This window comes from Taibaiella koreensis (genome assembly GCF_003545715.1).
GTDB lineage: Bacteria > Bacteroidota > Bacteroidia > Chitinophagales > Chitinophagaceae > Taibaiella > Taibaiella koreensis.
This window is the reverse complement of sequence record NZ_QVNU01000001.1, coordinates 1,532,512-1,544,844: the sequence shown is the minus strand read 5'-3', so window position 1 is coordinate 1,544,844 and position 12,333 is coordinate 1,532,512. Positions and strand designations below refer to the sequence as shown.

Genomic DNA, 12,333 nt, shown 5'->3' with positions numbered 1-12,333 from the left:
TGTTTTTACCGTTGAAAGAGTTTAATAATCGGTGCAATCGTTAGGATTGGGCTGTGTATCTGTACCACTCAGGAAAGATTGCTGCTCCGCCGATTTGATCAGCTGTATGCCAAAATCGGCAGGCGTAAGCGTACCCGAAGGCCCCATAGCGTTGTACCGGTTCAGGATAGTGACCAGGCCGGCCTTGGTGGCCGCGACATCGATCACGTTGAGGCCGCCGCTTCTGCGCGCTACTGCTGTTTCATCCTCCGGTTTGGGGTTGCCCGTCACGAAAGCGCCTACCGGCTGATCGGACTGATAGCCCATATACCGGGGCACCAGCTTGCCGTCGCTGCGTACGCCGAAGGCCAACCCTTCCTTCGGTTCGTTTAACTGCACCAGCTTGGGCATTTTGCCATAGAGACAAAGCATTACATCGGGCGCCAGCCTTTGGATACGTAGATTTTCGATCTTACCCACCGGCACAATATTCTGTCTGCCATCGATGGTGTAATCCTCGTATGCCGCAATCTCCAGGCCGGGCCAACCAGATACCAGCTGCGACCGCATCAGCAGTCCTGATACCGCCATACCGGTATTCACCTGTTCCGGCAATTCGGCGCCCGCCAGCCGGCGCCGCACCAATTGCATCGATGCTTCGAGGCTATGCTGCACCTGTTCATATACCGACCGAATCAAAGCCGTATCCCGCGACGATTGTGCACCTACACTCAAGGCGCCATCTACCAGCGAGCTGGTCCAGTTGGGATCAACATAGAAAAACCGCAGCGACTCCAGGGGCAGCATAGCGGCATTGGGTACCAGGTGCTCAAATGGCACGCCGTATAGCAGCGAAAGGCGGCCCAGCCAGTCTTCCAATGCGGGCGGCAATACACTCTCCTGGAAATTCATCGAAAGACGCAAGGTCTTTACCTGTGTAGTCCCCTTAAGGGCGTTAATATATTGACCGGCTTCCGGCAAGTTCTTTTTCATGTTACTCGGCTTTATCACCTCCTGCGGAGGCCATGATCAATTGTTGTAAGCGGTCCTTCATCCGGGGACCGTAATGAAGCAGATCGGCAACCTGCTCTTCGGAAAGCAATCCAGGCATATCGCCGGTCTTCCCTTTTGTGCCGCCAGGATCGCCGGTACGGATAAGTGGTGCTGCCGCCGCTTCCCTGGGACGCACAAGCGTAGCAAAGTCTGTCGACAGGAATTGATGAATAAGATCTGCTATCACGTGCTTATCGCCGGCTTCCAGCAGGTGCGGACCAGCCTCAGCAAACAAACCTTTCATACGGTTTAGGGTGTTATGCTGTTCCAGCTTCAGGTTCTGAGCTGCCTTTTGCTCTTTGCGCCATTTCATCAACCCTACTGAAAACTCGGTGTCGGACAGCGCAAGCAGCCGCCCGATCTGCCAGGCAACCGCATAAGACATATCGAACAGGCCGGTCTTCTGATCATAAATCATGCCCGACTCAGAACTAAAGAAAGGCTCCATTTTTACGGCACTCAGCTGTACCGGTGTGAAAGCGCCGCGATACCAGGCAGCCGTTTGCTCTCCCTGGCGGGTCCGGTAGTTCATGGCTACATATCCGTCATGGAAGGCCGCTGCGACCAGCTTACCGGCATCTGTATCCGCCTGGGCAGGCTTATTAGGAAGATGCAGGGAACAAGTATTGATATTTTGCACCAGGTCTTTAAACGTTTCGCCCTGTACTTCCAGCGCGGTGAAGCTCCAGCTGGCCAGCACAGCCATCCGTACGGTATCGTATTGCGCCGGTATTGCCGTTCCACCATAGAGGTAAGCAGAGAAACCTTCCAAGGACACGAGACAAGCGTAATTGAGCTTTCCCGGCGTGGGAAAGCGATTAGCCACCACTACGGAGAACCATCCGTCGACAACGTCGGAGCGCAGCTCTTTGTTGGCCATATCCACCTCGCGGCAATGCGACAGGTCACGCAATTCTGTCCTGGCGGGCACTACAGCACTAAAGGTGGCCTTTGGAATGTCTACGATAAGACATTGTGTCGCCTTTTCCTCTTCGGTAACCTGAAGACCTTGCGGCCCCATCACCTTGGTATCGGATGGACTTACCACCTCCGATACTGTACCATTTCTTACTTTGGCTACTTCGTCCTCTGTAAAGATCATCAGCGCAACCCAGGGCTCCGGCGGATCTGCAGGCTGCTTACCATCTATCGTACGTTCCCAGGGAAGCGTACGCCGGGTAAGCACAATATTAGGCACATACAGCTCGTAATGGCCCTGCTTGTTAGCCGGCGGAAAAATGGAGTATACTGTCGAAGGATCCAACGCAAACCGCGGCCCATCGACCAGGAACTGCTGCACTTTATTGTACTCCTGGTTCAGGCTTTTATCTACCCAAACCAGCTTTTGCGTCGTCTCGATGGTATAGGTGCCGGAGCTGAGCGGCGGTGCGCAGAAATCATACAAACGCATCTGCTCCTGTTCCTGCGGATCTGCAACCGCCGTCTTTATGATGAATTCTGAATTTCTCATGATCGCTGGTTCGTTTGGGTTAGGATTATTGTGGTCCTATGGAAATATGTGTACCGCTTCCGGCTTCGGGATAAGGATAAGGCAGCGCAGGCTGTAACACTACTTTTTGCCAGTTCTCCGCTACGTAGGTCACTTCTTCGGCCAGGCCCATCACGCCCGATATCCAGGTGTCGGCATCCGATGTTGTATAAATGATCCTGGCATCGTAACCGGTATTCCCGGGCAGCGTATACAGCACTGCAGCTTCATAAGCACCGTCAACTACTTGTACCGGTGTAAGATCCTGATACGCCGGACCATCGCCGGTATCGATCTTTATCCTGGCTTTGATGGAAGCGGGATCCAGGGGCGTATTTTTCGATCGCTTCTTCGACAGCACAGCCAGGGTATTCACCTGTCCCGGCAATACAGTTTTGATACCGGCCGGCACACTCTGTTCTCCTATCTTGACCAGGTTGTCGTTGACAAAAGTCTGACCCGACAGCAGGCCGAAGCCGCTGGAGCTGCGCAGGTATTTCACCCGTATGGGACTGTCGGGGACCACAATGGCGCCAATACCGGTAAGCGCATTGGGATTTACCAAAGTGAGCTGCGCTGTTACATGCCAGCCAAAAGCATAGGGCATTTCCAGCGAAGCCGTGCTGATGCCGGCTACATAAAGCTCAGCGACGCCCTGCGGCAAGGCTATGCTTCCTGTCAATACCCGGCTGCCGATAAGCTGATAATCTTCATCGAACCAGGCTGCAAACACTGGCGTGTCACCACTAATATCCAGATAAGGCGCGGCAGCCAGGGGATCAAGGTCCAGCAAGGCCGCGACACCGGGGAACAGCTCCAGTCCCGGCTTGCCACCAGCCGCGGCTTCCAGGTTGCGTCCCTGTACCATTGCGGCTGCCTGCCCTTGCGGCAACTTATCGGCGCTGTACATCTTGCCCTTAACCGGGTGGATCATTTTCACTTCATCGGGGGAGGCCGCCATGAATACGGGAGACGGCAGGTCGGGACGGGAATATTGCGTCATTACGGCCCTTATTTTAACCGGCTCTGCAGCGGAGCGTATCTTTGCTTTAAAGGCTGCAGGGGCAACGGAACGGCTAAGGGTTTTCGCCTGCAACATCCTTTGTGGTGGCGCCTGCTGGTAACCGAGGCTACCCAGCTCGCCCAGCATCGGGTACGACTGGAACGTATCGCTGGCATAAGCAGCCATTTGATCCAGCCGTCCATCGGTGCCTACATTAATGCCGGCACCCACCACAGCTTCCAGGATAGCGGTACGAACGGTAGCGATAGCCGGCGCCATTACGGTATCTTCTATAATGATAAGGGACTGATCCGAAGCGACGGCAGGCTGAGTGGGATGCAGCCAGGGATTATTGGCCAGGGTGAGCTTACGCCAGGCCCAGGCCGCATAGCCCAGGTTTGACAAGGGGAACATCGGCGGTCCGTCCTGGGGAAGATCATCGCTCGCCGAAGCAATCCTTGCGGAGAGTCCTACGAGGGCGCCGGGAATGATCTCAGCACTGATCTCCGTTTTACCGTTGTTCTTCGTACCCCAGAGCGATTCCGGTATACCGTTGGTATCGCCGCTAATGTTCCAGTTGTCCAGCTTGTCGTAAGGCGCATCGTAATACTTAAAGGAAAGGCTTAGCGTAGACATGGCATCTTTAGTGCCGAACACGACATTTCCCATAGGCCTGATACCGAACTTCACATTGCTGCTGATCTTCTGCTGTACACCCGTTATGCTGATCTCATTAAGTGGCACTACTGTGCTTACTGTAAAGGAGAAGCCATCGGCGCCTACCCGCCATAGGACAGGACTGACAGTATTGACTTTTGTATCGGGGTTCGGGATTTCTTTAATAAGACCTGTAACCTGCTTAATATTGGTCACCTGCTGCACTGGTACCGTTTGTACGCCGGCGGCATCGCGTTTAAGCTGCTTTGTTGTCTTTTCCGGTTCCGGCTCCGGCTCCTGTTGCGGCGCTGTCGCCGGCGCCTTATCCGAGGGCAGGAAGTAGGGTTGGAATTCGTTCCAATCTATAATACGGGTATCGTTAGGTTTCGTATCGGTAGCACCGAAGTTCACCGTAAAGGAGATCACCCACCAGTGTACGGTTACGCTGCCGGCCATAGGCGGTCCCCAGATGTGAACATCTGCGCCCAGCTCTACTTTAAACGTCGTGGTCCAGATGAAATGAACCGTATAGGAAGCCCCGACGCTGACCCCCACCCTGATATCATAGTAGAACGGGTTCCACATGATCAGGAAATCGGCATAAGCCGTGAACCAGGCTTTCAGGTTGCCGCTCTGGTATACTGCTTCGAGCGAACCGCCAGCCATTACGGCCGAAGGTGTCAGCGCAAAGTAAGCGCCACCCTTGATGCTTACGTTGCCACCTACTGCCCAACTGAAGCCTAACCGTGGCACGTCGGGATAGTATGCCGGCTTTTTGAAGGCCGGGTGATAGCCACCCAGGGTAAAGACAAAATCCCCTGCCCTGGCCCCGGTATCGGGCTGATCCTTGAACCATACATAGAAGGCCAGGCCGCCGGTGAGCCGGCAATTGGGATCGATTACATAGGAATTGGAGGTGAGCACGGCTTCCATCGCCAGCAAGCCGGTCGAAACTTTATAGGTTACCTTGAAAGCGATCTGCGCGCCTACGTATGTGCGGCCGGTCTTTGGCAGCAACAGGCCCGACAGCCCCAGCAAGGCAATCTCGAAATCGTTGCCGAAGATCACCATCAGCACAGCCTTGGAATCGATGAGCTCAAACGAGGAGAACATAATACCTGCGGCAACCCAATAGGAACCCAGCTGTGGCGGTACGATCTTAGTGCCCAGCGCCTTGAGCGCCTGCTCATTGGTGGGCGCTTTGCCATCTACCCCACCCAGCGCCGCGGGCTTTTGTATACCGGCCACGAAAGGAAAATTCTCGATCTGGTTGGCCGGGGGAATATTTATAGTCCGATTGTACCCAAAGCCACCTGAAAGTCCCTTGATAAAGAAGCAGGGAGGGCCTCCCAGCGGCGCATTCAGGTAGGCGAAAATAAATAACGAGGGGTGACCATCGATGAGCGCATAAGAGCCGAAAGCGCCGATGCCGAAGCTGGCCGTCTGGATCATGGCCTGCCCGGTATACTGGATATAGCCCGCGGAATCGTCCTTCAGGAATCCGCCGCCGATGGTAACCGCCCCGGCATTATAGGACACGTCCAGTCCTGCGAGATCCAGTGAGTAAGCGCCGTAATTAGTAGGATCAGTGATCGGGATACCGATATCCAGTTCCACCAGGTTGGCCATCAGGCCGGCAAGCGATACCTGACCATCAAACAGGAAGTCGAGCCGCTTCGGCTCTTTGTCGCCTTTCCAGCCGATGCCAACTTTGCGGCATTGCAGCGGCCCGAAAGCCCGCATAATAGATATCCATATTTTGTCGGTCTGCAGTCCGTTGGCATCGTACAGCTGCAGGTCGAAGGATCCTGCATTATAGACATAAGAAGCGGAGATAGAGAACGAAGGATTGATCGCATCGGTCTTGCCGGGATTGCCACCGGAAGTAAGCAGGTTTTGCGCTACAGGGTTGCTGTTGCCGCCCTGGTTACCAAAGCCAGGCCCTAAGGGTACGCCAAGGCTATACAGCATCATGCCCGCGCCAAAATCGGTGCGCAGCGTACCGTTGAAGTCAAGTGAGACATAAGCCCGTGGCTCAATGGACTGTATCGTAACCCCCTTGGTATTGATCAGCGGACTCTGCGCATTGGCGCCGGCAAAATCCAGGCCTACGCTAATGAGATCAAATTTAGGCTGGAAGCTCAGTGCGCTGGTTTTGCTGTTCCGGTTGATAAAGTATGCCACGAAGCCGGGATCGCTCTTCAGCCCTGTCCAGTTATCATCTTTTGTCTGGTCGCCATAGTATTTGCCGATCTGGAACAGCAGCTTGGCGCCATCGCTATTGAGCGCGCTGGTCACTTCTATATCGGTGATCTGTATACGTAAGCCATAACGCTTCAGGTCGCCTTCGGTGCTGCTTTGCACATAAATGCCATGATCCTTTATCGGCACTACACATTGCCCGTCGAGCAGGTTCAGCGCCGAGAAGATAAGTTTGGTAACAATGCTCACCGGATCATTGATATTAAAAGCTTCTCTCAGGTTGGCAAGATAGTAGTTGCCATCCTGCTTCACCAGCAGTCCCCAATCGGTAAGCACAAGGCCTGGAGCGCCTTCGATAGTGCCGATCTTGGTCTTGTCGAGCCAGTTCTTGACAGCCGACACACCCAGCGCGGTATTGGCGGCAAAAGGTATGAGGAACTCCGTTCCGAAATTGATCATCCATTGTGCCAGGGTCACGTTGGCCCTTCCTGTGATCAGCAGGGCCGGTGTAGGCAGCAAGGCTATTTTCAGCGTTCCGTCGGCATCCGATACTTTCACCGGATAGCATTCCAGAATGGGGCCCTGCATGCCTTGCAAGGTACCCTTCAGACCGAACAGGAGTGTCGGTTGTGGTGCATTGGGTATCTTAAACGCGCTGAAATCCGTTCCCAATGCGATGTTTACTTCATACCGGAGATCAGGCTGCTTATAATCGAAAGGTAAGGCAATACCTACTCCGGTCTGGTTCAGGCCGAGGGACATCCAGCTAAAGGAGGCGACAGGATTCAGCCACAGTCCGAAGACCTTTGTACCTTCTATATCCCGGATGCCTATATCGATCAGCACTTTCGCGATACCAAAAGTATGCTCGTACTGAAGTATCTGTTTGCTGGCACTGAGGCTAAAGCCCTGTAAAGTGAGTATACCGGTTACAAAGTCATTGATATTGGAGAGTGCCTGTGTAATATTGGCTTCTGTAAACTGACCGAGCGGATCCTGGTAGATAGTATTAAAGAAATTGAACAGGTCTGTCCCGCTTTTGATGCCGGTAAGCGTTTCTATACTTTGCACAAACGGGATCAAAGCTGAGCCTGGATTTTTCTTCGCATACGCATCGTAGGTACTGAAAAGCTTATCCCCGATGATAGTAAGCAACACACCTGCAGTTCCTTCGTTCAGGAACTGGTTCAATCCTCCGAAAGGCAGCAGCAGGAATTCAGATGTATTGGCCCGGGCATTAAGCGTAAATTTCCGCTTGGCATATGCTGCTGTAATGCCCAGGGTATTGTTGTCCCCAAGATCGTAGCTCATGTCGATAACGCCGTCCACATTGACGCCGTTTGCCGTACCAAAGGCCACGCCTGCACCGAGTGTTATGTTGGGCGCGGCAGCGGGCAAAGGCGGTTTAAAGCTGCCCTTCAGGTTCGCACCTTCTTCCCTGTTGGCAAACAAGGTAAAGGTTACGCCCCAGGGCAGGCCTGTTAGTTCTACACCATCGTTCTTCCCATCATGACTGTATGCTTTCAGCGTCACATCACCCACCTTAATACCTGCCGCATCGGTGATAGCGTATAGTAGATTGCCCAGGCGGGTAAGATCGACATTGCCCTGGCCATCGCCCAACACATCGGGCCCCAGCAGCCAGTCAGCAGGATTCATGAAGATGCCGGTAAGCGGTACAATCTGTTTGGCGCCCTCTACCTCGGTCGTCAGCCCCAGTACCTGGAAGATGTTGTTGACCGCCGGGTTAACCGGCACGATGTATTCATTCAGGTATTTTACGGCAAAAGAGCTGAGTAAGGTCACGGGTACCTGGAAGCCTATCTGCTTCAGGTATTGCGCCGTATCTGCAGGGAAAGGCCATAGCGGTAAGGGGGCGAAAGCTTGCGGCATGCCTGGTATACCGGTCAGGTAGATACCATAGTCATGACTCAGCTTGCCCTCTTTAAAGCTGGGTGCATACAAAAAGGTCACAGCAGAATCGAGTGTACGTGAGCCCAGGGCTATGCTGTTCGTCAGCGTATAGGAATTAACATCGATCACCACGCTGGCGTAAAGGCGCAGCTCGTCGCCTATCTTGAATATCTTGTCCGTAGGAATCTGAACGGTTAGTATTTTACCGCTGGTATCGACACTGAAATACTTTTCCAGACCGGCGGCAGGTAAGGTCAGCAGCTTGCTGACGCTGGTCACCAATTGCTGGATCAGCGCCGGGCTATTGAACAGTGCTGCTACATTTTGCTGCAAGTAGGTTACCGGATCTTTGAAAAGGGCGAGCCAATTATCAAACACCGGCACAAACTGGCCATTGTAATCTTTTGCCAGCATCAGGGACTGCAACAGGAATTGCACACCTTGCCAGGACAAAGGCAGATCGAAGTTGTTATAACCCATCAGCTGCGCAAGCGACTGGATCAACGCTGCACACAGCTGGTCGCTGTTCAGCACGGCCTGCACCCTGGCCATGAAATAACCGCCGGGATTGGCCAGTATCGAGGCCCAGGCGCCGGGGTTGAACGAATATTCTTTTAGTTTGGTCTTACTGTCTATCGCAACGTCCAGCACGCCAAGTAATCCGAGTATGTCCAATAGCGATTGCAGTTGCACAAAGCCCGGCTGCTGTACCGCAGCGGACAATTCGTTCATCATCGCATTCAGCAGCGTATTGAATACTGCCATGGTATCGCTGCTCGTAAACTGGGGTTTCCCATCTACGGGTATCAGTTCGATATCCCTGAATACTTCGTCCTTGCGCAGACGTGCGCCCTGGAAACGGAACACCGGGATCAGCTTCAATTCGCCATTCTGCAGCTGTAAAAAGGCGCCCAATTGTACTTTATTAATGATCAGCTCATCGTTGATGTTGACCAGCGGAAGGGTCACATCAGGATTCTGTATATTGGTCACCAGGGCTATGCCGGGATAGGTATCTACCGGACCGGTGAAGCCATCGAGCTTAACACCGGGTACATCAATGCGGACGATGGTAGCGATCTGCACCCCTTCAGCGGCATTGATGGCAAACTGTTTCTGAGCACCGATACCGGTTTGATTGCCTTCCTTCCAGGTCAGCAGATCGATATCAAATACATTGGGCAGGTTCACGATCCAGGGATCGGTCATGGTGCCCACCGGCTGTATATCGGGCGCACCGGGTGTGATGCCGGTAATACCCCAGCCGATCACCTGCATCAGGCTGATCATAAACTCTTCGTTAGCGTAGAGGTTGCTCAGCTGCGTTACAATATCTGTCCAGGGATTGTCGAAATGCTTTATTTCCAGCACAGGCCAGCCTTCGGGAAGCACCAGGTATTCCGGTACTGGGAAGTTATAACCTTCATGCTTGTAACCATCGAATACTTCCGGCAGATTAGGCAACAGGCCCAGGGCTATGGTCAGGCATACGCCTACCGTACCGCCATTCTCCAGCAGCAACAGGCCGAGGCCGTTCACGATAGCCGGCGCAAACTGCTTCAGCTGGTCGACGCTCCATCCGGCTGTGCCGATTTCAATATTGCCCAGGTCGATCGTTGTCGCACTGGATATCAATTCCACGCTGTCGATACCGGCTTTTACAAAGAAGCTCTCTGTATTTTTCCATCCGCCTTCGACATATACATCAGCTGCGGCAATAGCAACACCACCGATCTGCGGTGTTTGCAGCCGCTCTTCTTTGGCATCTTTGATCTGCAACCTGCCTGTAAGTGCCTGCATCCAGGCCGCATTCCAGGTACCGGCGCCATCGTTGCCCGGCAGCTGCAGCACCATCATCGCAGCGTTAAGACTGAATGTCGCCGCTACAGCGTCGATTGGTAAGGGTATGGTAAAGTCGAATGCAATGCCCAGCAGCTCGTCGCCGGGCTTCCATATGTCAAGGTTGATCGTCGCCGTGCCGATCGTAAACATGGGAATCCTCCAGGGGTGAAGCTCGGTACCATCTCCGGTAACCGTAGTATTGTCGCTACCCAGGAGGATCGAAAAGGCAGACACCAGGTGTTGGAACAAGGGATTGCCTTCTGTATCGTCGGTGCTGAGGCAACGCGAATAGTAAGCGCCGAGCGCAGCAAACGGATTTTTGATCAGCAAGGGCAGCTCTTGCGGCGACAGCAGCATTTTATCTTTCAAGGGCCACTCGCCGGGGTAGTCTTTCGGCGGATCGATGCCCAGCACAGCCGTCATTGCCTCCGCATAGGCATTATTTTCTCCGAAGAAGGTTTTTATCGCGCTGCTCACCACGGGGCCTATCGCCTGCTGTAGCGTCTCAACGTTGAAGTTGGACAGGTCGACCAATGGCCAGGCGCCTATAGCCGTTTGCACCTCCACCAGTCTGAAATTGGGTGTGGGCACCTTGCTCTCCGCGACCAGGCTATCGTAGGTGAAACCGACTTCCATACGGCCTATGCTGAAACCCGCGGGGTTTGCCTCGTCGGCAGCGCCATCCCCGACAGCGTCGGCCACAGCAAACAGCGGTTTGCCGGCAACAATATTGGCTGCAGAAGCCATGATGCTATAGCGCGGGAAAAAGCTGATCGTATTGGCTTTTCCCTTACCGGGTATATGATAGCAAAGCACTTCAGCCGCTGCCAGCACTTGTACGCCAAATTCAGGAACGCTGCTTACCGGTGTAATCGGCGATGTGCTGATGCTAAAGCCGGGATAGAGTTCCAAAGTGCCGTCCTCTGTCTTTACTGTGGCAAAGCTAAGGTTGAACAATACCGAAAGGTTTTGTCCGAAGTCAAACGTGAGCAGGTTCGCCGTAAGCGGATCGATACGAGTGCCGGTACCGGTAACATAGTTTTTATCATCAGTAGCATCCAGACCTTTAAACAGGCAATACCAGTCGTTGAGCCAGGACCGGAGTATGGCCTGATCGCTGCTGATATTCTGTAACCATTGGGTAAAGATCGCCACTACTTTCGATGGATCTTTTACCAGGGCATCCCAATCGATACCAGGCACCGGCCCCAACAAGCCCAGCAGCTCCATGAGCGAATGCACCATTTTACCTGCAGTCTGTGCGACGCCCTCAAGCTGGCATAGCTGACTGCCCAATACCGACAATGCCACGGTAATGCTTTGTTGTACGGAGGCATTCTGGATCAGGTCAAATAAAGAACGGTTGCTGCCCTGCTTTTCGCCCGGCAGCTTCAGGTTGAGGAAACAAAGGTCCAGCGAAGGATACTGACCTGCTGCAAAATATATCTTACTGGCAGCAAGGAAACCATCGAAAGACAAGCTGGCATCACCGCCCCCTGTGTTGAACACGCCATCGGCGCCGGTAATGTTGATGCCCGTTTCAACAGGATGCTTATCCTGCCCCAGAATGAACTGAAAGCTGCCCCCTGCTGTCGCAGGCAGGCTGATCATGGGGAAGTAAGCAAAAGGAAGAATAGAAAAAGACTCGTATTCCCAGTCGTACAAGGCGCCCAGCCCCAACTCTGTGGGTAAGCCGTCAACCGGCTTGCTGGTTACGATATAAACGCCTGTAGGCTTGGGCAGTTCGTTGCCTTGTGTTATGGGATTGAGTATCGGGTACCAGATCCGGTTCATCGCTTCCCTGGGCGCACCCAGAGCATCGCCACCGGCACTTCCCATCAGCGTAGTGAGCAGCTCAAACAGCTCAGGTTTGGAAGGGATCGCGCTGATGTAGGACCAGGGATTCTTAAACCATTCGGTATTGAGCGCATAGCTGTCCTTATCCTTGATGAACAACCCGATCAAGGTGCCGATCTGCATGGCTATCGGGTTGATCGCGTTGGGGCCTATGGTTGTTGTGGTCGGCATAACCCTGCTTTTTGATACGGTTTGAAATAGGCACTGCACACTGCTAACAGTATACAGAGACCTTCAATATATAAAACCGGGTTACAGCCGGTCCGGACCGGACAAGGCAATGATCAGCAAAGCATCTTTATCTTTACAACGGTTCAGGCAGCAATGGCCAGCAATT

The 12,333-nt window shown here is 53.5% G+C and carries 3 protein-coding genes; all 3 read right to left on the bottom strand.

What is annotated here, in order from left to right:
• Positions 1-21 precede the first annotated feature (21 nt).
• The 3 genes from DZK30_RS06750 to DZK30_RS06740 are packed head-to-tail and all read right to left on the bottom strand — an operon-like array spanning position 22 to position 12,167.
• The gene (locus DZK30_RS06750; protein ID WP_118973294.1) at positions 22-972 is read right to left on the bottom strand and encodes a hypothetical protein; all 951 of its coding nucleotides are present in this window, start codon (positions 970-972) and stop codon (positions 22-24) included.
• 1 nt (position 973) lies between these two features.
• Positions 974-2,503 carry a hypothetical protein gene (locus tag DZK30_RS06745; RefSeq protein ID WP_118973293.1) on the bottom strand — a complete coding sequence of 510 codons (1,530 nt, stop codon included), beginning with the start codon at positions 2,501-2,503 and terminating at the stop codon, positions 974-976.
• Positions 2,504-2,528: 25 nt separating this feature from the next.
• Positions 2,529-12,167 (bottom strand): DUF6603 domain-containing protein, encoded by a 9,639-nt coding sequence (locus DZK30_RS06740; protein ID WP_118973292.1) that lies wholly within the window; start codon positions 12,165-12,167, stop codon positions 2,529-2,531.
• Positions 12,168-12,333 lie beyond the last annotated feature (166 nt).

Coding starts and splice junctions, on each gene's coding strand:
- DZK30_RS06750 (WP_118973294.1), bottom strand. CDS start 972: ATGAAAAAGAACTTGCCGGAAGCCGGTCAATATATTAACGCCCTTAAG.
- DZK30_RS06745 (WP_118973293.1), bottom strand. CDS start 2,503: ATGAGAAATTCAGAATTCATCATAAAGACGGCGGTTGCAGATCCGCAG.
- DZK30_RS06740 (WP_118973292.1), bottom strand. CDS start 12,167: ATGCCGACCACAACAACCATAGGCCCCAACGCGATCAACCCGATAGCC.